The following is a 25,192-nucleotide window of genomic DNA, read 5'->3' on the forward strand; positions in this document are numbered from 1 at the left end:
CGTCAGTAAAGGCGCTACGTTAGTGAGCGCGGCGAACCGACGCAAGCAGGAGCTCAGCCTTATTTTCATGAACGGCCCAAGAGGACTTGGGCGGATTGGCTTTCCGTGCCCATTCATATGCCCGAACCGTCGCCGGGCGCCTATTACAGTATCGGGCTTACGCCCCGTGGCACTTCTTGAATTTTTTCTCGCTGCCGCATGGGCAAGGATCGTTGCGGCCAACGTCCTTCAACGCGTTGCGCACAGGCTCTTGATGAGCGTGGCCGCAGTTCGGGCCGTGGACATGGCCGTGATCATGGTGATCGTGATCGTGGTTGCAGTCAGGACCATGGACATGGGGTTGCTGAGTCATTGATGTCGCTCCGGAATAAAATCGCCGGGGATTATCACGCCATTGTGGGCCACCTGCACGTCATAACCGATGAATAATCCGGTTTTGAGCTCGCCTTCCAAGCGATAGGGCACGGGTTGGTCGGGTTTTTTCAACAACTGCACGACACTGCGTATCTGCGGCCAGAGGTTGGTGCGTACGGAAACTTTGAAAAACGCATGGCTTCGGGGCGGCACGGTGAGCCATTCGTTGGACTCGCCTTCGGTCAGCACAAAATCATCCAGGGTGACCTTGTAGATCAGGCCGCGCACGGTCAGGTCGGCGTCGTCGCGGTTGTCTACGCGAAAGTACAGTTTGAATTTCTGTTCCAGCAACTTGGCCCGCACCACTTCGACCTTAACTAGAGAGACGTGGGGCGGCGGCGCGTCGTCCTCGAACCACGACGCACAGCCGCTTAGACCGAAGATTAACGCCAGCATCAAGCTGTAGATCCGGAGCATGGCGTTGGTCCTATTGTGGTTAGAAGTAGCTGGAGCAGCACTTCTTGAATTTTTGCCCGCTGCCGCACAGGCACGCGTCATTGCGCCCAGCCTTCACCTCCACCGTCGGATCGATGAAGTACCAGCGCCCGTCATTCTGTACGAAAGAAGACTGTTCGCGGTGGCTATGTTCGCCGGTGCTGTCGTGCCAGCGCGCTGTAAAGGTCACGAAGGCATGTTCCGGCTGGCCGCCGAACACCTCCGAGCTTTCCACCTCAAGGCCGAGCCAGGTGCTCTGTGCACTCCAGGCGCTGATGGATTCGCGATCCAAACCCGCCTGTTGCGCGGGCAATGTGGTCGCCACCAAATAGTCCACCAGGCCCAGCACATAGGCGCTGTAGCGCGAGCGCATCAACGCGCTGGCGCACGGCGCCGGGTGACCGGCGTGATAATGGCCGCAGCAGGCATCCAGCAGGTTGCCACTGCCGCAGGGACAAATGGATGTACTCATTGGGTTACCACCAATACTTACCGAAATTTTCCGGGTTGGCCCAGAAGCGGGCATTGAGCCAGTCCGGCACCTGTTTATAGTCAAGCAGATCGTAGGTAAACAGCGTCAGCACCTGCTCATCGCGCTGGAAGCGTTCGCCGGCCTGTAGGGCCAGAGAGAAGAAATCGGTGTCCTTCCAGTCGCAGGCGCCCAGGTCCACCAGCACCGCAATGCGGCTGGCGTTGAGGTTGCGAATCCCGCCGAGCAGGGTCAGGCCTTGAGGTTTTGACAGGTGCTCCAGGCAATCGACCACCAATGCCAGGTCAAAGCGCAGCGCGGCCAGCTCTGCGGGCAACGGCCCAGGCGTTGCCACAAACACTTGGGTGTCGGGATGCGCTTCCTTAAAGGCATCCAGCGCCGGGAACTGGCTGGCACCCAACAGCAACAGGCGTTTGGGCTGGTGCAGATCGAGCAATGCGGCCAGGGCTTGCTGGGGGGTACGGGCAGAAATACCAGCGGTCATCAGAGATCCTCACATCAGGACCGTAGAGACTAGCGCGGCTGAGCGTGTGGGCCTAGAGCAGGTGATGGCGAAAAGTCCTACTTTGATGTTCATCCTCAATGAATGCGGGGATGGGGTGCCGCGGCGCAGATCCTCTCTTTAACCGCCGCCCTTTCAAGTTTTTTGAACCTTCACTGGCAAATCGCCTGTAGAAGTCGTTACTGTGCGATCAAAGAAAAATTTGAAAACACTCAGGAGCCCCATGATGCGTAAGGTTTTTCTGTTGGCTCTGTTGGCCAGCCCCGTTGCCCTGGCCCAGAGCGTCAGTGTCGAAACCAACTCGTTGATGCGCCTGCCCAGCAGCACCAGTGTGTTGCAGCTGGAACGCTTGGAAGTGGCGGACTACGGCACCTTGCTGATCCCCTCGACCATCAGCCAGGTCACCGTCGATGAGCTGCATTTGGGGCGCGATGCACGTATCGCCATTGTCCCCGGCGCTGTCGGACTGCAATTGCAGGTGGGTCATGCGCAACTGGAACATGGCAGCCAGATCACCTCGCGCGGCGCGCCAGGCACCCATGAAAAACCTGCGAAAGCCGGTCGAGACCTGACCTTGCGCATCAATTCGCTGGCGGCTGAAGAGCTGTCGGTGGATGCCCGTGGCGGCGCCGGTGCTCAGGGTTATGCCGGGCTTGATGGTGCCAATGGTGTGGACCCGGGTTGCACATGGGGCTCAGCCGGGCGCGGTTTCAATGGTGATAATGGCGGTGATGGCCTGCCGGGGGGCGCGGGTGCGCAGGTACGCGTGGAGTTGCCTAAGGACTTCCCGGCTGAACATATCAAGGTCTGGGTGGACGGCGGCGCTGGCGGGCTGGCGGGTACAGCGGGCAAACCGGGCAAAGGCGGGGAATCCAAAGGCTGCCTGGTGTATCGCGCCGATGGCGGCGAAAAGGGCCGTCCTGGTTTGGAAGGACAACCGGGGCCGGTTGGGCCTGCGGGGACTGTGACTATTCAGCGTCTCTGATACTTCAAGCCCCTCCCACCTTGGAATGCATTCCGGGTGTGGGGGGCTTGCTGCCGATAGCGGGCTAAAGGTCGTCTCAGAACATCGGCCGAGCCGAAGCAATCGCGACCACCACCAACCCAACAATCAGATTAACCCCCACTAACTTGCGAATCTGCCCCAGCGCAGCCGCGCCCGCCGGCCAATCCTCAGCCGCCACCGCCGCCTTCAACTCCGGAAATTTCAACGCCTGGATGCGGATAAACAACGCGGTCATCACCAGATACAAGCCCATCATCACCTGCACGTAACGCGGTGCAGTCTCAAACCCGCTGAAACGCAGTTGCAGCAGGCCCACACCGCTGATCGGCAAAACCAGCACCGCCACCCATACCCACACGAAAAAACGTTGAAACACATTTGCCCACAACTTGAGTCGGGCAGGGCCCTCAAGTGCCGCCATGGCGGCGGGTCGCAGGATCATCCAGGCGAAAAACATACCGCCCACCCATACCAGGGCGGCCAATACATGCAGGGTGTAAGCGAGGCTAAACGCGGTCATTGTGGTACTCCGTTCTGCGCGGGATTAATTAGCGGGGTATGATAGCGGCCGATCCGAACCACTGAAAATTTATCCAGCGTTTTTTGCGCCCGACTATCCATGATCAGCACTGAACTCAAAACCACGATCCAGGGCGCCTACTCGCGTTTTCTCGAAGCCAAGAGCTTGAAACCGCGCTACGGCCAACGCCTGATGATCGCCGAAGTGGCCAAGGTCCTCGGGGATATCGACACCGACGACGAAGGTCGCCGCGAAGGTGACCCAGCGGTCGTGGCCGTCGAAGCCGGCACCGGTACCGGCAAGACCGTTGCCTACAGCCTCGCTGCGATCCCGACCGCCAAGGCCGCAGGCAAACGCCTGGTGATCGCCACCGCTACCGTCGCCCTGCAAGAGCAGATCGTCTACAAAGACCTGCCCGACCTGATGCGCAACAGTGGCCTGAACTTCACGTTTGCCCTGGCTAAGGGCCGTGGCCGCTACATGTGCCTGTCCAAGCTCGATGTGCTGCTGCAGGAAGGCCACGCGCAGACCGCCACGGCGTCGCTGTTCGAAGAAGAAGGCTTCAAGATTGAGGTTGATGAAGTCAGCCAGAAGCTGTTTACCAGCATGATCGAGAAACTGGCCGGCAATAAATGGGACGGCGACCGCGACAGCTGGCCCACCGCCCTTGAAGACGCCGACTGGGCACGCCTGACCACCGACCATAGCCAATGCACTAACCGCCATTGCCCGAACTTCGGTCAGTGCGCTTTCTACAAAGCGCGCGAGGGCATGGGCAAAGTCGACGTAATCGTCACCAACCACGACATGGTCCTGGCCGACCTGGCCCTGGGCGGCGGCGCCGTCCTGCCGGACCCTCGCGACACGCTCTATGTGTTTGACGAAGGCCATCACCTGCCCGACAAGGCCATCGGCCACTTCGCCCACTACACGCGCCTGCGTTCCACCGCCGACTGGCTGGAAACCACCGCGAAGAACCTCACCAAATTGCTCGCCCAGCACCCGCTGCCCGGCGACTTGGGCAAGCTGATTGAGCAGGTGCCGGAGCTGGCGCGGGAGATCAAGACCCAGCAGCAGTTCATGTTCAGCGCCTGCGAGCAGGTCGCCGACTTCAAGCCCGGCGAAGATGTGGAGGGCCGTGAGCGCCCACGTCACCGCTTTGTCGGCGGGATGATCCCCGAGCATATGCGCGAAATGGGCATTGAACTGAAGAAAGGCTTTTCACGCCTGACTGACCTGTTTACCCGTCTCACGGATTTGCTCAAGGAAGGCATGGATGGCGAGGTCAATATCGGCATCGCCAGTAACCAGGCCGAGGAGTGGTACCCACTGTTCGGCAGCCTGTTGTCCCGTTCCCAAGGTAACTGGGAGCTGTGGACCGCGTTTACCGTCGAAGACCCGGAAGACAACCCGCCCATGGCCCGTTGGCTGACCTTGTCGGAAAGCGGCGCGCTGTTTGATATTGAGGTCAATGCCAGCCCGATCCTCGCCGCCGAAATGCTTCGGCGCAATCTGTGGAACGTGGCCTACGGCTGCCTCGTCACCTCCGCCACGCTGACGGCCCTGGGCACTTTCGACCGGTTCCGCATGCGCGCCGGGCTGCCGAAAAAAGCCGTCACCGCCGTGGTGCCGAGCCCGTTCCATCACGCCGACGCCGGAGTGTTACGGGTGCCGGACCTCAAGGCCGATCCTCGGGACGCGCCGGCCCACACTGCCGCGATCATTCGTGACTTGCCGGGCCTGGTCGAAGGCTCCCGGGGCACGCTGGTGCTGTTCTCGTCGCGCAAGCAGATGCAGGACGTGTTCGACGGCCTCGACCGCGACTGGCGCAAGCAGGTGTTTATCCAGGGCAACCTGTCCAAGCAGGAAACCCTGAATAAGCACAAGGCGCGCGTCGACGGCGGGGACTCCAGCGTATTGTTCGGCCTGGCGAGCTTTGCCGAAGGTGTCGACTTGCCGGGCGCGTACTGCGAGCACGTGGTGATCGCCAAGATTCCGTTCTCGGTGCCGGATGATCCGGTAGAGGCCGCGTTGGCCGAATGGATCGAAGCGCGGGGCGGTAACCCGTTCATGGAAATCTCGGTGCCTGATGCTTCCTTGAAGCTGGTGCAGGCCTGCGGGCGGTTGCTGCGTACGGAAGAAGACCGCGGCACCATCACCTTGCTCGACCGTCGTTTGGTCACCCAGCGCTACGGCAAAGCTATCCTGAATGCTTTACCGCCGTTCCGGCGCGAAATTTCTTAAGCCACTGTGGGCGGATTCGCCCACTTCGTGGTCTATCTCATCAATGTCATCAGGCCATTCACCGGCCGTTTGGGAGAACCTTGCTCGTATGATTCGCACGCTGCCCGCCCTTTTTGCCCTGCTGTTCGCTGCGCCCTTGATGGCGGCGCCCGCCGGGCAACAAACCCTGTTCAACTTCGTCCGGCCTGCCGATGTGGTCAAGGTGGCGACCCAGGACGCCAGCCTGCCGCAATACAACGCCGAGCAAACCCCCGAAGGTGAGGTGTTGCGCCGTATCACCTTCAACCCGGCCGCCGAACCCAGCTTGGTGCTTAGCCCGCAGACGGGGGTGTGGGACTGGTCGCAGTCCAGCGCCATGAGCCTGCGTATTCAGAGTGCCATGGACTGGGCGCTGACCCTTTACGTCAAGGTGCAGAGCAGTGACGGCAAAACGTTGGTCAGTCGAATCGACCTGCCGGCCGGCCGGGCACAGACCCTGCTGATCCCGCTGCAAGCCAACTCGCCGCTGAGTCAGGGCATGAAGGCCGGCCCGCCGATGCCGATTACTGTTGATGGCCAGCGTGTGTTGCTGGCTGGCAGCGCAGGGGAAATCGACCGCAGCCAGGTGGTCTCGGTGACGTTGTCGATGATCAAGCCCAACGCGGCCCAAAGCATCCTGCTAGAGCGCTTTGGTGTGCAGGACAGTGAGCCGGTATTGAAGGCCGCCTACAGCGAGTTAGTGGATACGTATGGCCAATCCACCCGTGCGCGTTGGCCAGAGAAGGTCAGCAGCGACGAGCAGCTCAAGGCCGCCGCGGCCAAAGAGCAAACCCAGCTTCAAGGCTGGTTGGCTGCGCGGGATAAGTCCGCATTGGACAGGTTTGGTGGCTGGAACAAAGGCCCTGCATTCAAGGCCAGCGGCTTTTTCCACACGGAGAAGCGTGACGGCCGCTGGTATCTGGTAACGCCTGAGGGCCATCCGTTCTACTCCCTGGGCGTCAATACCGTGGCCCCGGATAACAGCCAGACCTACGTGGCCGGTCGTGAATGGATGTTTGCGGCGTTGCCCAAGGCTGGTGAGCCCTTGGATAAGTATTACGGCAGCGGCGATAACCGCACCGGTAACGGTGCGGGTGAGGGGCGCAGTTTTGGCGCCGGGCGTTGGTACGATTTCTATGGCGCCAACCTGCAGCGCGCCTACGGTGGCGAAGGCTTCGACCAGAAACGCTGGGTGACTCACACCCTGGACCGCCTGCAAGCCTGGGGTTTCAACACCGTGGGCAACTGGAGCGACGAGGCTTTGGCCCGTGCCGACCGCGTCCCCTATACCTTGCCGCTGTCGATCGTCGGCGATTACGCCAGCATCAGCACCGGCACCGACTGGTGGGGCGGCATGCCCGATCCGTTTGACCCACGCTTCGCCATGGCGACCGAGCGTGCCGTTGCGATTGCTGCCCGCGACCATCGCGACGACCCGTGGCTGATCGGCTTCTTTGCCGATAACGAACTGGCCTGGGCAGGGCCGGGTGATGATCCGAAATCCCGCTACGCCTTGGCCTACGGCACGTTGCGTATGACCACCGACGTTCCAGCCAAACGCGCTTTCCTCAAGCAATTGCGGGACAAGTACCGCAATGAAGAAGGCTTGTCGAAAGCCTGGGGCATCGAATTGGCGGGTTGGGAGCTGATGGAAGATCCAGGCTTTGAACCACCGATTCCCAACCCTGAGCACCCGGAAATCGAGGCCGACTTTAAATACTTCCAGAAAACCTTTGCCGATGCTTATTTCAAGACCATCTCCGATTCACTGAAATGGCACGCGCCGAACCAGTTGTTGCTGGGTGGTCGCTATGCGGTGAGCACGCCCGAGGCTGTGGCTTCGTGTGCACAGTATTGCGATGTGCTGAGCTTCAACATGTACACCCTCAAGCCCCAGGACGGTTACGACTTCGCTGCGCTGCGCGCGTTGGATAAACCCGTGCTGATCACTGAATTCAACTTTGGCTCTGCCGACCGTGGCCCGTTCTGGGGCGGCGTGACCCAGTTGGCCAGGGAAGAGGACCGTGGCGCGGCGTACGCCAACTTCCTCAAGCAAGCCATGGCCGAACCGTCGATTGTGGGTGTGCACTGGTTCCAATACCTGGACCAACCCGTGACCGGCCGTTTGCTGGACGGTGAAAACGGCCACTTCGGCTTGGTGGGCATCACCGACGTGCCTTATCAGGGCTTTGTCGACAGCGTGCGTAAAAGCAACCTGGCGGCGGTGGACCAACTGGGCAAGGAGGCGGAAAAGGCCAAGGCGGCAAGCGCTGTCCGTGAAGGTGAAGGCGGTAAGTCTGGGCATGACGGCAAAGGCGCAGGGCAGGGCGCCGGGCATGCCGGTGGGCACTCCGCCAACGGTCATTGATTGATCGCTGACGGGTTCACAAAACCTACAAGGGCTGGAACAATGTCGGCCACTTTCAATGGTGTTTTTCGAGGCGGCTTACGTGCAGATTCAGGGTCATTACGAACTCCAGTTCGAAGCGGTACGTGAAGCGTTTGCCGCGCTGTTCGATGACCCACAGGAGCGTGGCGCCGGGCTTTGCATTCAGATCGGTGGCGAAACCGTGGTCGATCTGTGGGCCGGCACCGCTGACAAGGACGGTGCCGAGGCCTGGCACAGCGACACCATCGTCAATCTTTTCTCCTGCACCAAGACATTTACTGCCGTCACGGCCCTGCAATTGGTGGCTGAGGGTAAGTTGCAGTTGGACGCTCCAGTTGCCAAGTACTGGCCGGAATTTGCCGCTGCCGGTAAGGAAAGCATCACGCTGCGCCAGTTGCTCTGCCATCAGGCGGGTTTGCCGGCGATCCGCGAGATGCTGCCCACCGAGGCCCTGTATGACTGGCAACTGATGGTCGACACCCTCGCGGCCGAAGCACCCTGGTGGACGCCGGGCCAAGGCCATGGTTACGAGGCAATCACCTACGGCTGGCTGGTCGGCGAACTGCTGCGCCGCGCCGATGGGCGTGGGCCTGGTGAATCCATTGTGGCGCGCGTTGCACGGCCGTTGGGCCTGGACTTTCATGTGGGCCTGGCGGATGAAGAGTTTTATCGTGTTGCCCATATAGCGCGCAGCAAAGGCAATATGGGCGATGAAGCTGCGCAACGTTTACTGCAAGTAATGATGCGTGAACCCACCGCCATGACCACACGGGCATTTGCCAATCCACCGTCTATTTTGACCAGTACTAATAAACCTGAATGGCGACGCATGCAGCAGCCCGCGGCTAATGGTCACGGTAATGCGCGTAGCCTGGCGGGTTTTTATAGTGGTTTGTTGGGCGGTAGTTTGTTGGAAGCCGACATGCTCGAAGAGTTGACCCGTGAACACAGTATCGGGCCGGATAAAACATTATTGACACAAACTCGCTTTGGTTTGGGATGCATGTTGGATCAACCGCAGTTGCCTAATGCCACATTCGGCCTTGGCCCGCGTGCTTTTGGGCATCCTGGTGCAGGTGGATCGGTAGGTTTTGCCGACCCCGAACACGATGTAGCGTTTGGTTTCGTGACTAATACATTGGGGCCTTATGTACTTATGGACCCTCGTGCACAGAAGTTGGTCGGAATATTGGCCGGTTGTCTGTAAACCCCTTGCTGTTTCACATTTTTTTGTTACAAAGGCAACTATAAGAAGACGCTGAACGAAATGATGTAACTTTAATGTTCTGTAAGCGTCTGTTTAACGGGTCATCCAGACCCCCGTTTCTTTTCTCATTTTGTGGATATCTCATGTTATCGAACAAGTCCTTGGCACTGGCGCTTTGCCTCACCATTACCGGCTGCGCACAAACTCCACAGAATGATGCCGAGGGTGGGCATTGGTGGTCATTTGGATCTGATAAGGCCGCTACCAAGGACGTCGTGACCCAGACCGAGGCCAAGCCGGATGCCAAACCCGCAGTTGGCGCCAAGCCTGCCGCACCTGTAGCCGCTGCGCCTGCTCCGGCAGCCAAGGCTGACACCGGCTCCAGTTGGTGGCCGTTCTCCTCCAAAAGCACCGACGAAAAGGCTGCCGATGCCAAGGCCGCAGACCTGAAAGCCGACCTCAAGGCCGCCACTCCGGCCGCTGCCGCTGCACCAGCCGTCGCCAAGACCGACAGCGAAACTCACTGGTGGTGGCCGTTCGAAAGCAAACCCAAGCCATTGTCCAAGGTCGACGTGACCAACGTGCCGATGCCGGACCCGAAAATCACCCAGGCCTGGTTGGACGACTATGAGCCGCGCCTGCGCGCCGCCATCAAGGACAGCAACCTGCAACTGGAACGTCGCGACAACGTGCTCGTCGTGATTGCGCCGGTCGATGGCTCCTACAACCCAAAACGTCCAGCCATGCTGTTGCCGGTTACCCTTGGCCCGTTCACGCGTGTTGCCAAGGCTGTTGAAGCAGATCCCAAGACCGCCGTACTGGTCTTGGGTCACGTTGACGCCACCGGCACCGCCCCGGCGAGCCAGGCGTTGAGCAGGGAGCGCGCACAGTCCATCGCTTCGATTTTCAGCCTCAGCGGCTTGAAGCAGGATCGCTTGATGCTGCGTGGCATGGGTGACCTGATGCCACGTGCCGCCAACGACAGCACCCAGGGCCGTGCGCTGAACCGTCGCATGGAAATTATGTTCACTCAGCGTACAACTATGTTGGCGCTGCTGAGCAAGTACAACTCGGGCAAGACGCCGCCTGTGGCTGAAATGGTTGCCGTGCAGAACGTACCTGCACCGGCTCCGGCAGCCAAAGCTGCGGCGAAAAAAGCTCCGGCCGCGAAGAAGGCTGCCGCCAAGCCAGCCGCTAAAAAGGCGCCGGCCAAGCCAGCTGCCAAGAAAACTGCCCCGGCCAAAGCCAAGGCTGCTGCACCGGCGAACGACCAGGCAAAAAACTGATCTGCTGAACCAGAAGGATAAAGCCGCATGACCCAGGCACTGGCCGATATGCGCCGTGACTACACACGGGACGGTTTGAGCGAGGCCCAGGCCCCGGGCGAGCCGTTTGCGTTGTTCCACCAGTGGTTTGCCGATGCGGTGAAAACCGAGCAGCCCCCGGTGGAAGCCAATGCCATGACCCTGGCTACGGTCGACCAGGAAGGTCGCCCGCACTGCCGCATCCTGCTGCTCAAGGGCTTGGATACGCAGGGCTTTACCTTCTTCACCAACTATCAGAGCGCGAAGGGTGAACAACTCGCGGCGCGGCCGTTTGCAGCCATGACGTTTTTCTGGCCGACCCTGGAGCGCCAGGTGCGCATCGAAGGGCGGGTGGTCAAGGTCACGCCTCAGGAGTCGGACGCTTATTACCAGGTCCGTCCTCTGGGCAGCCGTCTCGGCGCTTGGGCTTCCCCGCAAAGCCAGGTCATTCGTGACCGTGAAGAACTGCAAGACCTGCTCACGGCCACTGAGCAGCGCTTCAGCGATACCCAGCCCGACTGCCCCGAGCATTGGGGTGGCTATCGTCTGCTGCCGGAGCGTATTGAGTTCTGGCAAGGTCGCGCCAGCCGCCTGCATGACCGCTTGAATTACCGCCTGCAAGGGGGCGAGTGGACCCGCGAGCGCCTGGCGCCCTGAGCGTCACCTTTCGTCACTTCATCTGAATGTTGTTCGCAGCACCGACGTCTCTATGGGAGAGACTTCGGTCGCATGCGGCTGCGCAGCTACAATGATGAAACCGTTGTGACATCTCTTGGTACACGAACTGAGCTACCGTTTGTCGAGTTTTCCGGTGTACGCAGTCTGTACTCAGGCTGAATGAAAGCAGTTTTCTGCGGTGCTTGCCGTGACAGGCGCCAAGCCGCAGCGTCTAATGAACACCTGTCCTTTGGAGTTGATGCTATGCGTAAGTCCGTTTTACTGGTTGCCTGCTTTACCACCCTGTCGCTGCTGCTGGGTGGCTGCGCCTCAAGTTTGACCGGCGATTCGTATTCCCGTGATGAAGCGCGTCGTGTACAGACCGTGCGCATGGGTACCATCGAATCCCTGCGTCCGGTGAAAATCGAAGGCACCAAGACCCCAATCGGCGGCGCTGCCGGCGCAGTCATCGGCGGCGTTGGCGGCAGCGCCATCGGCGGCGGCCGTGGCAGCATCGTCACTGCTGTGATCGGCGCAGTCGCTGGCGGCCTGCTGGGCTCGGCCACTGAAGAAGGTCTGACCCGCACTCAAGGCGTGGAAATCACCGTTCGCGAAGACGATGGCAGCATGCGCGCTTACGTCCAGGCTGTGCAGGAGAACGAAATCTTCCGCATTGGCGACCGCGTGCGCATCATGACGGTCGATGGTACCAGTCGCGTTACCCGTTAATCGGTAAGCAGCAGGTAAAGAAAAACCCCAACCGGGTGACCGGTTGGGGTTTTTTTGTGGGCGCGGTTTCTGGGGGATCAGGCTTTTTTACGACTCGCCATCGCCGTCACCAGATATCCAATACATGCTGCCAATATCGACCCGGTCAGAATCCCCATTCGATCCTCGCCGGCAAATTCGCTGGCGCCCGGCACGAATGCCAGGGAGCCGACGAACAGGCTCATGGTGAAGCCGATACCGCACAGGATCGCCACGCCGAAGACTTGGCCCCAGTTGGCGCCGTTAGGCAGTGTGGCGAGACCCGTCTTGATGGCCAGCCAAGTGAGGCCGAACACACCGATGGTCTTGCCGATCAGCAGGCCGGCGGCAATGCCCATGGGCACGTGGTGGGTGAAGCTCTCCAGGCTGACGCCGGTGAGGGAAACGCCAGCGTTAGCGAAGGCGAACAGCGGCAGGATGCCGTACGCCACCCACGGGTGCAGAGCGTGTTCGAGGGTCAGCAGCGGCGAGGGCTCGGCGTTCTTAGTGCGCATCGGGATGCAGAACGCCAGCGTCACGCCGGCCAGTGTGGCGTGCACGCCACTCTTGAGCACGCATACCCACAGGATCAGGCCGACGATCAGATAGGCCCAGAGCTTGATCACTCCGAGGCGGTTCATCGCGATCAAGGCCACCAGACAGGCGCCCGCGCCAGCCAAGGCTGCACCGGACAAATCGGCGGAATAAAACACTGCGATCACGATGATCGCGCCCAGGTCATCGATGATCGCCAGGGTCATCAGGAACAGTTTCAAGGACGTCGGGACGCGCTTGCCCAGCAGCGCCAACACGCCCAGGGCGAAGGCAATGTCGGTGGCCATGGGGATTGCCCAACCGGAGAGGGCGGCGGGGTAGTCCTTGTTGATCGCCCAGTAGATCAGCGCCGGCACCACCATACCGCCGATGGCGGCTGCACCGGGCAGGACCACTTGCGACGGTTTGGACAGATGGCCGTCAAGCAACTCGCGCTTGACCTCCAGGCCGATCAACAGGAAGAACAGAGCCATCAGGCCATCGTTGATCCACAACAAGGCTGGCTTGTCGATTTTCAACGCGCCAATCTGCGCCACCACCGGCACGTCGAGAAACGCGCCGTACAGGTGGGACAACGGTGAGTTATTGATGATCAATGCCAGGGCCGCAGCGGCGATCAACAACAGACCGCTGGCGGCTTCCAGCTGGAAGAAACGAGTGAAAGTGCTACGCAGAGCCAAGGGGTGCTCTCCAATCAGGATTCAATAGGCGGGTACCCTAACCCGTACCGTTAGTTGTTAAAACAAAAGTTATATTCTTATTTGTTATAAGCAATGGGCAGGTTCAGCGTTGCGTCAGGGGCTTGAAATTGTGTGTCCAATTGAGACGTTACTGTATCTGTGTCGAGTGTAGGAAAGATCCTAATATTGACCTGGAAATTCTTAGAGAAACCGACCATGAGTGACCATCGTCCCTGGGCTCGCGAAGCCATTCGTATCATCGAAGCAGACTTCCAGCGCAGCGCTGACACCCACCTGATCCCCTTGCCGCTGCCAGGTTTGCCGGGTATCGAGTTGTACTTCAAGGACGAGTCGAGCCATCCCACCGGCAGCCTCAAACACCGGCTGGCCCGCTCGCTGTTTCTGTATGCGCTATGCAATGGTTGGCTCAAGCCCGGAGCACCAGTGATTGAAGCCTCCAGCGGCTCCACGGCGATCTCCGAAGCCTACTTTGCTCGGCTGCTCCGCCTGCCGTTTATCGCGGTGATGCCGGCCACCACTTCCCAGGAAAAAATCGCGCAGATTGCCTTCTATGGCGGTAAGAGCCATCTGGTAAAAGATCCCACACAGATCTATGCAGAATCCGAGCGCTTGGCGCGGGAAAGTGGCGGTCACTTCATGGACCAGTTCACCTACGCCGAGCGCGCTACCGACTGGCGCGCGAACAACAACATCGCCGAGTCGATCTTCCAACAGATGCGTTTCGAGCAGCATCCCGAGCCGAGCTGGCTGATTTCCAGCCCCGGCACCGGCGGCACCACGGCGACATTGGGTCGCTACGTGCGGTATCGCCAGCACGCCACCCGCGTGCTATGCGCCGATGCTGAGCGATCGGTGTTTTTTGACTATTACCAGACGGGTGACGCCAGCCTGCGCCTGGACTGCGGTTCGCGTATCGAAGGCATTGGCCGGCCACGGGTCGAGGCGTCGTTTTTGCCGAAGGTGATCGACGCAATGGTCAAGGTCCCGGATGCGCTGTCACTGGCAGCCATGCATTACTTGGCAGAGCGATTGGGGCGGCGAGTGGGCGGTTCCAGCGGGACCAACCTGGTTGGCGCGCTGGTGGCAGCGCAGCAGATGAAGGCTGCGGGGGAGTCGGGTTCTATCGTGGCGATCTTGTGCGATGGTGGCGAGCGATACGCCACAACCTATTACAACCCGGTGTGGTTGACGGGGCAGGGGTACGAGTTGCAAGGGCTAATCGCGGCCGTTGCGGCCAGTGTGGAGCGGGGCGAGCCGCTACCGGATTGCATCCTGCGCGCTAACATCTGAAATCACGCAAAAACCGTGTGGGAGGGAGCTTGCTCCCAATGAAGGTGGACCAGTCACATGTGTCCTGACTGATCCACTGCTATCGGGAGCAAGCCCCCTCCCACTTGTGAACACGGATGTGCTCAGGCCTCGATGCCCAACATATCCCGCGCCAACGCCTCGGCAATTCGAATCCCATCAACACCCGCCGACAAAATCCCACCGGCATAACCCGCGCCTTCACCGGCCGGAAACAGCCCTTTCACGTTCAGGCTCTGCATCGATTCGTCACGGGTTATCCGCAGCGGCGACGAGGTGCGCGTTTCGATACCGGTCAGTACCGCATCGTGCAGCGAGTAGCCTTTGATTTGCTTCTCGAACGCCGGCAGCGCTTCGCGGATGGCTTCGATGGCGAAGTCCGGCAGCGCCAACGCCAGGTCGCCCAGAGCCACGCCAGGCTTGTAGGACGGTTCCACACTGCCGAGGGCAGTGGACGGCTTGCCGGCGATGAAATCACCCACCAGTTGTGCCGGGGCTTCGTAGTTGCTGCCACCGAGAATGTAGGCGTGGGACTCCAGGCGTTCCTGCAACTCGATACCCGCCAGCGGGCCACCGGGGTAGTCCACTTCCGGCGTGATGCCGACCACGATGCCGGAGTTGGCATTGCGCTCGTTACGTGAGTACTGGCTCATGCCGTTGGTCACAACGCGGTTCGGCTCGGAGGTGGCCGCCACCACGGTGCCGCCAGGGCACATGCAGAAGCTGTAGACCGAGCGACCATTCTTCGCGTGGTGCACCAGTTTGTAGTCGGCGGCGCCCAGCTTCGGGTGCCCGGCGTATTTACCCAGGCGCGCGGCATCGATCAGCGATTGAGGGTGTTCAATGCGGAAACCCACCGAAAACGGCTTGGCCTCCATGTATACGCCACGACCGTGAAGCATGCGGAAGGTATCTCGGGCGCTGTGGCCCAGTGCCAGGATCACGTGCCTGGACAGGATCTGCTCGCCGCCATCCACCACCACGCCGTTCAGTTGGCCGTCTTCAATCAGCACGTCAGTCACGCGTTGCTCGAAACGCACCTCACCGCCCAGGGCGATGATCTGCTCGCGCATGTGTTCCACCACGCCGGTCAGGCGGAAGGTACCGATGTGCGGCTTACTGACGTAGAGGATTTCTTCCGGCGCGCCGGCTTTGACGAACTCGTGGAGTACTTTACGGCCGTGGAATTTGGGGTCTTTGATCTGGCTGTAAAGCTTGCCGTCGGAGAAGGTGCCGGCGCCGCCTTCACCAAACTGCACGTTGGACTCGGGGTTCAGTACGCTTTTGCGCCACAGGCCCCAGGTGTCCTTGGTGCGCTGGCGCACTTCCTTGCCGCGTTCGAGGATGATCGGCTTGAAACCCATCTGTGCCAGCAGCAGCCCGGCGAAGATCCCGCAGGGGCCAAAACCGACTACGATCGGCCGTTCAGCCAGGCCTTCGGGCGCTTGGCCGACTACTTTGTAGCTGACATCCGGCGCCGGGTTGACGTTGCGGTCATCGGCAAACTTGAGCAGCAGGGCGGCTTCACCCTTCACATCCAAGTCGATGGTGTAGATGAAGCACAGCTCCGACGATTTTTTACGGGCGTCGTAGCTACGTTTGAAGAGGGTGAAATCGAGCAGGTCATCACTGGCGATGCCAAGGCGCGCCAGGATGGCAGGCCGCAGGTCTTCTTCGGGATGGTCGATGGGCAGCTTGAGTTCGGTGATTCGTAACATGACGGGATCCGGTGTGCGGCATTCGGTAAGGCCGGCGGTTTTGCAAACCGGCGATTATAAGCCCCAACGGTGGTGTCCCGTCATGCTAAAAAGCGCAGGACACTATCAATCGTCCCGCGAACCACCGAAAGCCGCGCAGCCACGCTGGACTTGACCGTTGATCCGCAATTCGGCGGTCATGTGTTGCAGGCTGCCGCTGACGCTGTCCACACAACGTTGCGGAGCCACCCACAGCTCGATGTGCTGGTTGTTGGCTTCGGTCATCAGATTAAAGCGGCCGTCGCCGATCTGCTCTTCTACATAAGGTACGGCCAAAGGCGGCTGGCCTTCACGTTCCAGCACCATGCCCTTGGCGGTGACGTTCATCGCCCAGGCCGGCTTGTGGCCGTTGGCGCGCAGGATCATGCGTTTGAAATCGGGGTCGTCGCAGGCCGAGGTCGACCGTTCGACACGGTAGAGCTGTTGCAACTCCACTTCGCCCTGAGTGCCGGTGGCGACGCCCGAAAACTTACCGCGCAGGTCGGCAAACAGCGCACCTTGCTGGCCGGCCAGGGAGGCGGCTTCCTGCAGGATGCTGGTGCCACCGGTGTCCTTGACCACGTAGTTACGTTGGTCGTGGCACGCTTGGAACAACAGTTTGTCGCCTACGGCTGTGAGCTGGCCCTGCATGCGGGTCAGCCCAACCGTAGACGGCTTGGCCGGCTCGCTCTCGAAGACCTGACACGCGGTTAGAAAGGGAAGCAAAGCACACAAAGCAAAGGTACGGGCGGCACGCATTATCGGGGTCTCCAGGCAAGTGCCGCCACGTTACGCAGGCTGGCGGTGCATCACAACCCCGCTGTCCCGCTTCAGGTAATTCTTACAACCCTTACATTCAGCCAACCATAAATGTCTGGCCGGTCTGTAGGCCTTCCACGCTTTTAGCGTAGGCCAAGGCCACGTCAGCGCCCGGAGCCGGCTTATAGCCTCGGAAGTAAGGTGCGTAGCTGCCCATGGCCTCTTCCAGCACTGTGGGGCTCACGGAGTTGATGCGCAGGCCTCGTGGCAATTCGATCGCTGCCGCTTTGACAAACGCATCGAGTGCGCCATTGACCAGCGCCGCAGAAGCGCCAGTCCGAATCGGATCACGGTTGAGAATGCCACTGGTGAAGGTGAACGAGGCGCCGTCGTTAGCATACTCGCGGCCGATCAGCAGCAGGTTTACCTGGCCCATCAGCTTGTCACGCAGGCCAAGTTCAAAGTCGTTTTCGCTCATATCACCCAGCGCCACGAAATTCACGCTACCGGCCGCGCAGATGAGGGCGTCGAATTTACCGGTTTGCTCAAACAACCTGCGAATTGACGCGCTGTCGCTGATATCCACTTGGAAGTCGCCGCTGGTGCGGCCAATGCTGATCACCTCATGACGCTGAGCCAGTTCGGCCTTGACTGCCGAGCCGACGGTGCCACTCGCGCCAATCAATAGGATTTTCATGGTGCTGTTCCTCCAGTGATAAGTGAGGGCTCAGTCTAGAGTGGCTTTTTCGCTGGATAAACGTGGTAATAGGCAACCTTTGGTTTTCAAATGGAAACAATCCATGAGCGAGATGGATGACCTGGCGGCCTTTGCCGTACTGATCGAAGCCGGCAGTTTTACGGTGGCCGCCGAGCAACTGGGTTGCAGCAAGGGCCAGTTATCCAAGCGTATCTCCCAGCTGGAAGCGCAGTTTTGTGTGGTGTTGTTGCACCGCACCACCCGCAAGCTCAGCCTGACCGCTGCCGGCGCGGCGTTGTTGCCACAGGCCCAGGCATTGGTGGTGCAGGTGGAACGTGCGCGTCAGGCACTGGCGAGGCTCAAGGACGATCTGGCCGGGCCGGTGCGTATGACGGTTCCCGTTTCATTAGGCGAAACTTTCTTCGATGGCTTGTTGCTGGAATTTTCCAAGCAGTACCCTCAGGTGCAGATCGAGATTGAACTCAACAACAGCTATCGAGACCTCGCGCGTGATGGCTTTGACTTGGGGGTACGTTCGGGTGCGATTGAAAACGAGCGCCTGGTGGCCAAGCCTCTGCTGGCCTGGCATGAGATGACTTGCGCCAGCCCCGCCTATCTGGAGCAGCACGGCGAACCGCTGACCCCGGCGGATCTTGCGGCGCACACCTGCTTGCTCAACAGCCACTACAGCGGCCGCGAGGAGTGGCTGTATCACCAGCAGCACGAGTTGTTGCGGGTCAGGGTAAGCGGCACCTTTGCCTCCAACCATTACAACTTGCTGAAGAAGGCAGCGCTGGTAGGCGCTGGTATTGCCCGGTTGCCGTCCTACGTGCTGCCGACGGAACTGGCCGACGGTCGATTGCGCTGGTTGCTGCGTGACTATCAGACTCGAAGCCTGCCGATGTACCTGGTTCACCCTTATCAAGGTGGCCTGCCCAGGCGCACCCAGGTTCTGGCCGACTACCTGGTGGAGTGGTTCAAGCGCAGCGGCGAGGCGTTGGATCGTCTTTAACGGTAGCGGCGGGCGATCAAGTGGTCGATGGACAAGCAACCAGGGCCCTTGGCAACCAATAGCAACAGCAGCGCAAGCCAAGTGCCGTGGGTGGGGTAGGCGTCCGGGTACACGAACAATTGAATGACCAACGTCATGCCAATCAAGGCCAGGGCTGAGAAGCGCGTGGCGAACCCCACCAATATCAGCACCGGGAAAAAGTGCTCTGCAAACGCCGCCATGTGCGCGGCCACTTCCGGCGATATCAACGGCACGTGGTACTCACTGCGAAACAGCGGCAGTGTCGAGGCGGCGAGTGAGGGTTCACCGAGTTGGAACGTGCCGCTGACCAGATCGATGGCGAAGCCTTCTACTTTGGTTTGCCCGGATTTCCAGAACACTGCCGCGATTGAAAAGCGCGCAATAAACGCGATCAGGCTGTAGGGGATTTTCTCGAAAAGAACGATGGCCTGTTTGATCCGGCACGAAGGGCTAGTGTTCATGGCGATACCTTTTGTTCTGGGAGCAAGTGAGTGATGGCGTCGTGGTTGATCAGCAGTGACAGACACTGGTGCAGGTCGAACTCGGCGCAGGCTTTAAGCGCATCCGCCACGGCCATTTCCAATGCGGCGCCGTGGTTCAGGCTATTGATAAAAGCGACAGAGCCGCCGTCGACGGCGAAGACCTTGACGATCAACCCCTGGCGCAGCACCAATGCACTTTGGGCTTTGTAAGGATCAAGAGTGGCCAAGGCGCCCTCGGTCTGGTGCGCCGCCCATACCGCAACCACGGCGTAGGCTGAGTTCAAAGCGGCAAGGGATGGGTGCAGCCGTAGGCGCAATGCGCCCAGCTCCGTTTGGGCCTGCAGCTGTTGCAGGGCGGCTTGCTGACTCACCGCCGGCGTATCTGCCGCGTGATAGGCACGAACCCGCAAGCGTTCCAAACGGGCCACGTCGGCCAGATAAGGCACACTGGAGGCCGGATCGAAACCCTGGATGAAGTCGGCGAATGTGCTGCCGTAGTCACTGATCAGTGGGCTGGTAGGCGGGTGCGCCTGGACGTAAACGCCGACCATGGCGCGGAAAAACTCATCGCCTACCAATTGCACTGTCACGGGATAGGCTGATGCCAGTGCATTGATCAATGAGCTGTGAACATTGTTGCGATATACCGCAAAGCGACTGGCCGGGTCGGCACCGTTACTGCTGAACAGGCCGTCCGGGCAGGGCAGGTCGGGTGCCAGCAAGGCGCTGGTGAAGGCGTCGTGAAGGCTCATGGGCGGACCTGCGATAAATAGTGTTCGGCCTGTTGGGCTTCAGCGTGCAAAACGTTAAAGGCCGGCACGTGGTTGTCACGTTCAATGAGCGTGGCGACCGGGCCAGTTCGTGTGAGCACCTGTTTGTACAGTTGCCATACGGCGTTGTTGATGGGGGCACCATGGTCGTCGATCAGCAGGCGATCACCCAGGTTGTCGGTGTCCTCGCCAAAGCCGGCCAGGTGAATCTCGCCCACCGCGTGCAACGGCAGGGCGTCGATGTAAGTGAGCGGGTCGCGCTGGTGGTTGATACACGACACGTAGGCATTGTTCACATCCAGCAGCAAGCCACAGCCAGTGCGGCGGATGGTCTCGCTGATGAAGTCGGTCTCGTCCAGGGTAGAGCGCTGGAACTGCAAATAGGTCGATGGATTCTCTAGCAGCATGGGCCGCTTGAGCGTGCTCTGCACTTGGTCGATGTGTTCGCATACCCGGTTCAGCGTGTCTGCGTCGTAGGCCAGGGGCAGTAAGTCATTGAGAAACACCGGGCCGTGGCTGGACCAGGCCAAGTGTTCGGAAAAGGAGTGGGGTTGGTAGCGTTCGATCAGCGCCGCCAGGCGTGCCAGGTGCTCACGGTTGAGCGGGCCTTCGCCGCCGATGGACAGGCCCACGCCGTGCAGCGACAGCGAGTACTGTTGGCGAATCAACCCTAGGTAGTGATGAAACGGGCCGCCGGCCACCATGTAGTTTTCGGCGTGTATTTCAAAAAAACCGACATCGGGAAGGGTCTGGAGCACTTCGGTGAAGTGCTCGCTCTTCAGCCCCAGCCCGGCCCGACAGGGGAGGCCGGGCGCCTGAGCGTGTGAGACCGTGTGCTGGCGTGAAAGCGTCATGATCCGTACTCAGGCTGTGCAGGGTTTCACGACTTGGCGGTGAAGGCAGCTTCCTGGCCGAAACCGGTCGGCGAGGTGGAGCTGGGGGTTTGGGTGCAGGTGCCGGCGGGGACCAGTTTCCAGGCGTTGGCCTGATCCTTGGTTTTCGAGCTGCCGGCACAGGAGGTGCCTGCGCCTGCGGCGCAATCGTTCTTACCGGCTTCAGCGACGCCGAAGCATTTTTGCATGTCGTCGGCGGCGTGGACGGTGCTGGTCAGAGCGGAGAGGCTCAAGGCAGAACTCAGGGCGAGGACGAGGGACGCGGCGGACAGTTTGGTCGTCATGGTGTTTCTCCAGCAGTGGTTGAGTGGGCAGGCTTGATTGCCTGCATGCACCACTAGAGAAGGGAGGATTGAGTTCGTTACAAAGGCAGTTGAAAAACTTTCAAACGGTGCAAAACAAATGTGGGAGGGAGCTTGCTCCCGATGGCGGACTATCAGTCACATGCTCTGTGCCTGATATGCCGCCATCGGGAGCAAGCTCCCTCCCACATTTAGATCCGGTTTATTCAGCAACCGTCTCTTAGCCGCCCAAGTACGCCTCGCGCACCTTCGGATCCGTCAGCAACTGCTCGCCAGTGCCCTGCATCACCACACGACCGTTTTCCAGTACATAGGCGCGGTCGGCGATTTTCAGCGCCTGGTTGGCGTTCTGTTCCACCAGAAACACGGTCACACCGTCTTTGCGCAGCTGTTCGATGATGTCGAAAATCTGCTGGATGATGATCGGTGCCAGGCCCAGGGACGGTTCGTCCAGGAGCAACAGCTTGGGCTTGCTCATCAGCGCCCGGCCGATGGCGAGCATTTGCTGCTCGCCGCCGGACATGGTGCCGCCGCGCTGACTGAAGCGCTCCTTGAGCCGGGGGAACAGGTGCAGCACCTTGTCCATTTGCTCCTGGTAGTCGCCCTTGTCGGTGAAGAACCCGCCCATGGCCAGGTTTTCTTCGACGGTCAGTCGCGAGAACACGCGGCGGCCTTCCGGCACCACCGCAATGCTCTTGCGCATGATCTGCGAAGACTGCTGGCCCACCAGTTCTTCACCCATGTAGCGGATGCTGCCGCTGTGGGCCTGTGGCGAACCGCACAAGGTCATCAACAAGGTGGACTTGCCGGCGCCGTTGGCGCCGATCAGGGTCACGATTTCACCCTGGCGTACTTCCACATTGACGCTGTGCAGGGCCTGGATCTTGCCGTAGAAAGTGGAAACGTTTTCGAATTGCAGCATTTTACGCTTCCCCCAAATAGGCTTTGATCACTTCAGGATTGTCGCGGATCTGCTCCGGCGTCCCGTCGGCCAGGGGCGTGCCCTGGTTGATCACCACGATGTGGTCGGAAATGCTCATGACCAGTTTCATGTCGTGTTCGATCAACAGCACCGTGGCGTTGTTTTCTTCACGCAGCACCCCGATCAGCGCCTTGAGATCTTCAGTTTCCTTTGGGTTCAGGCCGGCGGCTGGTTCGTCGAGCATGAGGATCCGCGGGCGGGTCATCATGCAGCGGGCGATTTCCAGGCGACGTTGCTGACCGTAGGCCAGGGTGCCGGCGGGACGGTTGGCAAACTCGGTGAGGTTGACCTTGTCCAGCCAGTACTCCGCGTATTCCATGGCCTCGCGCTCGCTTTTACGAAACGCCGGGGTCTTGAACAGGCCTGCAAAGAAGTTGGTGTTCAGGTGACGGTGTTGGGCGATCAACAGGTTTTCGACCGCCGTCATGTCTTTGAACAACCGCACGTTCTGGAAGGTACGCACCACGCCCTTGCGGGCGATCTCGTGACCGGCCAAACCCTGGATCGGCTGGCCGTCCAGCAGGATGCTGCCACCGCTTGGCTTGTAGAAGCCGGTGAGGCAGTTGAACACCGTGGTCTTGCCGGCGCCGTTGGGGCCGATCAATGCAACCACCTGTTTCTCTTTCACGGTCAGGGCCACGCCGTTGACGGCCAGCAAACCGCCAAAGCGCATGCTCAGATTTTCGACTTTCAGGATCTCGCGGCTCATTTGCGCAGCTCCATGTGTGGACGTTGCATGGGCAGCAGACCTTGAGGACGCCAGATCATCATCAGCACCATCATGGCGCCGAACATCAACATGCGGTATTCGCTGAACTCACGCATCATTTCCGGCAGCAGGATCATCACGATCGCGGCCAGGATCACGCCCAGTTGCGAGCCCATGCCGCCCAATACCACGATGGCGAGGATGATCGCCGACTCGATAAAGGTGAACGACTCCGGGGTCACCAGGCCTTGGCGCGCGGCGAAGAAGCTGCCGGCAAAACCGGCGAACGCAGCACCCAGGGTGAAGGCGGAGAGCTTGATGATGGTCGGGTTCAGGCCCAGGGCGCGGCAGGCGATTTCATCTTCGCGCAACGCTTCCCAAGCACGGCCGATTGGCATGCGCAGCAGGCGGTTGATCACGAACAATGCCGCCAGCGCCAGCAACAGCGCCACCAGGTACAGGAACACCACTTTGCTTACCGGGTTGTAGGCAATCCCGAAGTACTCGTGGAAGGTCTGCATGCCTTCGGCAGCGGTGCGGTCGAACGACAGCCCGAAGAACGTTGGCTTGGGGATGCTGCTAATGCCGTTGGGGCCGCCGGTGATGTCCGTGAGGTTACGCAGGAACAGACGAATGATCTCGCCGAAACCCAGGGTCACGATGGCGAGGTAGTCACCGCGCAGTCGCAGTACCGGGAAGCCCAGCAGGAAGCCGAACGTGGCCGCCGCCATGCCGGCCAGCGGCAGGCAGATCCAGAAGCTCCAGCCCAGATAGTGCGAGAGCAGCGCGTAGGTGTAGGCACCCACGGCGTAGAAACCCACATAACCCAGGTCGAGCAGGCCGGCGAGGCCCACCACGATGTTCAGGCCCAGGCCCAGCAACACGTAGATCAGGATCAGGGTGGCGATGTCTACGGCACCGCGCGAGCCAAAGAACGGCCAGATCAGCGCGGCCACGATCAGGCCGATGATGATGTAGCGCTGGGTGCGCGGCAGGGTCAGGAATTGGCTGACCTTAGGCGATACCAACGGACCACGGTTGCTCTTGAACAGAGCGCCGACCTGCTGGGTGAACAGCACACGCAGGAACATCAGCACCGAACACAGGGCGATGATGGTCAGGGTCACGGGACCGGTGCCATGCACTTCCAGGTTGATGCCGACAATGCTCAGCTTGAGGCCGAGTACCGGGAAGGCCACGGCCCACACCAGCAAGGCGCTGAAAAACGCCGATTTAAGATATCTGCTCATACTTTCTCAACCTCCGGACGGCCCAGGATGCCGGTCGGACGGAACAACAGCACCAGAACCAACAGGCCGAACGCCACGACGTCCTTGTACTGGTCGCCGAAGATATCGGCACCAAACGCCTCGGCCACACCCAGCACCAGCCCGCCGAGCATCGCGCCCGGGATACTGCCGATGCCGCCCAATACCGCTGCGGTAAAAGCCTTGAGGCCTACCAGGAAACCGGCGTTGGGGTTGATTACGCCGTACTGCATGCTCAGCAGTACCGCCGCGACGGCTGCCAGCGCAGCACCGATCACGAAGGTCAGGGCGATGATGTTGTTGGTGTTGATGCCCAACAGGTTGGCCATCTTGATGTCTTCGGCACAGGCCCGGCAGGCGCGCCCCAGACGGGAGCGGGAGATGAACAGGGTCAGGCCCAGCATGGCCACCAGGGTGACGACGAAGACCAGGATCTGCATGTAGGAAATCAGCACTTCTTCCGCACCACCTGGGCCGAAGGAGAAGCTTCCCGGGATCAGGTTCGGGATGGATTTATCCTTGGAGTCCTGAGACAGCAATACGGTGTTCTGTAGGAAAATCGACATGCCGATGGCGGAAATCAGCGGGATCAAACGGTTGCTGCCACGCAAGGGACGGTAGGCAACGCGCTCGATACTGTAGCCATAGGCACTGGTTACGACGATCGACGCAAGGAACGCGGCGGTCATCAACAGCGGCAGGGAGTGGATACCCATCATGGCCAGCCCGGCAAGGGCGATGAAGGCCACGTAGGAACCAATCATGTACACCTCGCCATGGGCGAAGTTGATCATTCCAATGATGCCGTAAACCATTGTGTAGCCAATGGCTATCAAGGCATAGGTGCTGCCAATGGTCAGGCCATTAACCAGCTGTTGGAAAAAATGATAGATCTCAGGCATTACAGCGCTCCTAAAAACCCGATACGCATTTCACTGGTGGAGTCATGTTCCGGCCCTGTGCTGTGTTCTGTGAGCACATTTGCACAAAGCGTTTGCCAGCGAACCGCTGGTGACGGTTTTAAGATTTTCAGGTGAGCCAGCGCCCGGATCGCGGGTGACAGG

26 protein-coding genes are annotated in these 25,192 nt (G+C 60.1%); 9 read left to right on the plus strand and 17 right to left on the minus strand.

The genetic code is table 11. The features are described 5' to 3' along the window. Positions 1–157: 157 nt before the first annotated feature. From ACEN2T_RS14135 to ACEN2T_RS14150, 4 genes are read right to left on the minus strand one after another with little or no spacing between them, the layout of a single operon-like run. On the minus strand, positions 158–352 hold the full coding sequence (locus ACEN2T_RS14135) for an SEC-C metal-binding domain-containing protein (RefSeq protein WP_154988615.1): 195 nt from the start codon (positions 350–352) through the stop codon (positions 158–160). Continuing rightward, entirely contained in the window at positions 349–831 is a 483-nt protein-coding gene (locus ACEN2T_RS14140; protein WP_032891606.1) for an LEA type 2 family protein, read from the minus strand. The genes ACEN2T_RS14135 and ACEN2T_RS14140 overlap by 4 nt, the downstream gene beginning before the upstream one ends. 19 nt (positions 832–850) lie before the next feature. Then, complete coding sequence (locus ACEN2T_RS14145) at positions 851–1,321, minus strand: YchJ family protein (RefSeq protein WP_032891604.1); 471 nt, start codon at positions 1,319–1,321, stop codon at positions 851–853. Positions 1,322–1,325: 4 nt separating this feature from the next. Beyond that, positions 1,326–1,823, minus strand: a complete 498-nt coding sequence (locus ACEN2T_RS14150) for a DUF6231 family protein (RefSeq protein WP_032891602.1) — start codon at positions 1,821–1,823, stop codon at positions 1,326–1,328. A 244-nt stretch (positions 1,824–2,067) separates the two neighbouring features. On the opposite strand from ACEN2T_RS14150, the gene ACEN2T_RS14155 reads away from it, so the two are divergent. Beyond that, complete coding sequence (locus ACEN2T_RS14155) at positions 2,068–2,826, plus strand: hypothetical protein (RefSeq protein WP_032891600.1); 759 nt, start codon at positions 2,068–2,070, stop codon at positions 2,824–2,826. A gap of 76 nt (positions 2,827–2,902) precedes the next feature. Here ACEN2T_RS14155 and ACEN2T_RS14160 read toward each other — a convergent pair whose 3' ends face one another. Continuing rightward, positions 2,903–3,367: a CopD family protein gene (locus ACEN2T_RS14160; protein ID WP_032891599.1), complete on the minus strand. Its 465-nt coding sequence runs from the start codon at positions 3,365–3,367 to the stop codon at positions 2,903–2,905. 99 nt (positions 3,368–3,466) lie between these two features. Here ACEN2T_RS14160 and dinG point away from each other — a divergent pair, with 99 nt between their 5' ends. The 6 genes from dinG (at position 3,467) to ACEN2T_RS14190 (ending at position 11,915) form a co-directional block, all read left to right on the plus strand. Continuing rightward, positions 3,467–5,611 carry an ATP-dependent DNA helicase DinG gene (gene dinG / locus ACEN2T_RS14165; RefSeq protein WP_032891598.1) on the plus strand — a complete coding sequence of 715 codons (2,145 nt, stop codon included), beginning with the start codon at positions 3,467–3,469 and terminating at the stop codon, positions 5,609–5,611. Between the two features lie 88 nt (positions 5,612–5,699). Further along, positions 5,700–7,997: a beta-galactosidase gene (locus ACEN2T_RS14170; RefSeq protein WP_442116875.1), complete on the plus strand. Its 2,298-nt coding sequence runs from the start codon at positions 5,700–5,702 to the stop codon at positions 7,995–7,997. Positions 7,998–8,079: 82 nt separating this feature from the next. Continuing rightward, the gene (locus ACEN2T_RS14175; protein ID WP_442116876.1) at positions 8,080–9,225 is read left to right on the plus strand and encodes a serine hydrolase domain-containing protein; all 1,146 of its coding nucleotides are present in this window, start codon (positions 8,080–8,082) and stop codon (positions 9,223–9,225) included. Positions 9,226–9,368: 143 nt separating this feature from the next. Next, entirely contained in the window at positions 9,369–10,511 is a 1,143-nt protein-coding gene (locus ACEN2T_RS14180) for an OmpA family protein (RefSeq protein WP_260366658.1), read from the plus strand. Between the two features lie 27 nt (positions 10,512–10,538). Next, positions 10,539–11,186 (plus strand): pyridoxamine 5'-phosphate oxidase, encoded by a 648-nt coding sequence (pdxH, locus tag ACEN2T_RS14185; RefSeq protein WP_032891594.1) that lies wholly within the window; start codon positions 10,539–10,541, stop codon positions 11,184–11,186. A 264-nt stretch (positions 11,187–11,450) separates the two neighbouring features. Beyond that, the gene (locus ACEN2T_RS14190) at positions 11,451–11,915 is read left to right on the plus strand and encodes a glycine zipper 2TM domain-containing protein (protein WP_003189251.1); all 465 of its coding nucleotides are present in this window, start codon (positions 11,451–11,453) and stop codon (positions 11,913–11,915) included. Between the two features lie 77 nt (positions 11,916–11,992). Here ACEN2T_RS14190 and nhaA read toward each other — a convergent pair whose 3' ends face one another. Next, positions 11,993–13,168 carry a Na+/H+ antiporter NhaA gene (gene nhaA / locus ACEN2T_RS14195; protein ID WP_095184026.1) on the minus strand — a complete coding sequence of 392 codons (1,176 nt, stop codon included), beginning with the start codon at positions 13,166–13,168 and terminating at the stop codon, positions 11,993–11,995. Positions 13,169–13,384: 216 nt separating this feature from the next. Between nhaA and ACEN2T_RS14200 the strand changes: the two genes are divergently transcribed. Continuing rightward, on the plus strand, positions 13,385–14,479 hold the full coding sequence (locus ACEN2T_RS14200; protein WP_442116877.1) for a PLP-dependent cysteine synthase family protein: 1,095 nt from the start codon (positions 13,385–13,387) through the stop codon (positions 14,477–14,479). A gap of 122 nt (positions 14,480–14,601) precedes the next feature. Here ACEN2T_RS14200 and ACEN2T_RS14205 read toward each other — a convergent pair whose 3' ends face one another. The 3 genes from ACEN2T_RS14205 to ACEN2T_RS14215 all read right to left on the minus strand — a co-directional run bounded on the left by ACEN2T_RS14205 (position 14,602) and on the right by ACEN2T_RS14215 (position 17,689). Next, entirely contained in the window at positions 14,602–16,215 is a 1,614-nt protein-coding gene (locus tag ACEN2T_RS14205) for an NAD(P)/FAD-dependent oxidoreductase (RefSeq protein ID WP_099601288.1), read from the minus strand. Between the two features lie 105 nt (positions 16,216–16,320). Beyond that, positions 16,321–16,992, minus strand: coding sequence for a COG3650 family protein (locus ACEN2T_RS14210; protein WP_032891587.1), 672 nt, complete (start codon positions 16,990–16,992; stop codon positions 16,321–16,323). Positions 16,993–17,089: 97 nt separating this feature from the next. Then, entirely contained in the window at positions 17,090–17,689 is a 600-nt protein-coding gene (locus tag ACEN2T_RS14215; RefSeq protein WP_032891585.1) for a short chain dehydrogenase, read from the minus strand. 103 nt (positions 17,690–17,792) lie between these two features. Between ACEN2T_RS14215 and ACEN2T_RS14220 the strand changes: the two genes are divergently transcribed. Further along, positions 17,793–18,701: a LysR family transcriptional regulator gene (locus ACEN2T_RS14220; RefSeq protein WP_095184028.1), complete on the plus strand. Its 909-nt coding sequence runs from the start codon at positions 17,793–17,795 to the stop codon at positions 18,699–18,701. Here ACEN2T_RS14220 and ACEN2T_RS14225 read toward each other — a convergent pair. The 8 genes from ACEN2T_RS14225 to livH all read right to left on the minus strand — a co-directional run bounded on the left by ACEN2T_RS14225 (position 18,698) and on the right by livH (position 25,030). Continuing rightward, positions 18,698–19,183, minus strand: coding sequence for a DoxX family protein (locus ACEN2T_RS14225; protein ID WP_032891582.1), 486 nt, complete (start codon positions 19,181–19,183; stop codon positions 18,698–18,700). The two genes, ACEN2T_RS14220 and ACEN2T_RS14225, sit on opposite strands and share 4 nt — an antisense overlap. Next, a complete protein-coding gene (locus ACEN2T_RS14230) occupies positions 19,180–19,956 on the minus strand; it encodes an HvfC/BufC N-terminal domain-containing protein (protein WP_122755704.1) in 777 nt (258 codons plus the stop codon). Before ACEN2T_RS14230 ends, ACEN2T_RS14225 begins: the two co-directional genes overlap by 4 nt. Beyond that, a complete protein-coding gene (gene bufB / locus ACEN2T_RS14235; RefSeq protein ID WP_401384020.1) occupies positions 19,953–20,828 on the minus strand; it encodes an MNIO family bufferin maturase in 876 nt (291 codons plus the stop codon). The genes ACEN2T_RS14230 and bufB overlap by 4 nt, the downstream gene beginning before the upstream one ends. A gap of 26 nt (positions 20,829–20,854) precedes the next feature. Further along, complete coding sequence (bufA1, locus tag ACEN2T_RS14240; RefSeq protein WP_032891579.1) at positions 20,855–21,151, minus strand: BufA1 family periplasmic bufferin-type metallophore; 297 nt, start codon at positions 21,149–21,151, stop codon at positions 20,855–20,857. Between the two features lie 238 nt (positions 21,152–21,389). Continuing rightward, positions 21,390–22,091: an ABC transporter ATP-binding protein gene (locus ACEN2T_RS14245; protein WP_010212366.1), complete on the minus strand. Its 702-nt coding sequence runs from the start codon at positions 22,089–22,091 to the stop codon at positions 21,390–21,392. 1 nt (position 22,092) lies between these two features. Continuing rightward, on the minus strand, positions 22,093–22,860 hold the full coding sequence (livG, locus tag ACEN2T_RS14250; RefSeq protein ID WP_012722652.1) for a high-affinity branched-chain amino acid ABC transporter ATP-binding protein LivG: 768 nt from the start codon (positions 22,858–22,860) through the stop codon (positions 22,093–22,095). Next, positions 22,857–24,110: a high-affinity branched-chain amino acid ABC transporter permease LivM gene (locus ACEN2T_RS14255; RefSeq protein WP_095184031.1), complete on the minus strand. Its 1,254-nt coding sequence runs from the start codon at positions 24,108–24,110 to the stop codon at positions 22,857–22,859. Before ACEN2T_RS14255 ends, livG begins: the two co-directional genes overlap by 4 nt. Further along, positions 24,107–25,030: a high-affinity branched-chain amino acid ABC transporter permease LivH gene (gene livH, locus ACEN2T_RS14260; protein ID WP_003172375.1), complete on the minus strand. Its 924-nt coding sequence runs from the start codon at positions 25,028–25,030 to the stop codon at positions 24,107–24,109. The genes ACEN2T_RS14255 and livH overlap by 4 nt, the downstream gene beginning before the upstream one ends. Positions 25,031–25,192: the final 162 nt, after the last annotated feature.

It is taken from the genome of Pseudomonas sp. W22_MBD1_FP4 (assembly GCF_052113765.1).
GTDB lineage: Bacteria > Pseudomonadota > Gammaproteobacteria > Pseudomonadales > Pseudomonadaceae > Aquipseudomonas > Aquipseudomonas sivasensis.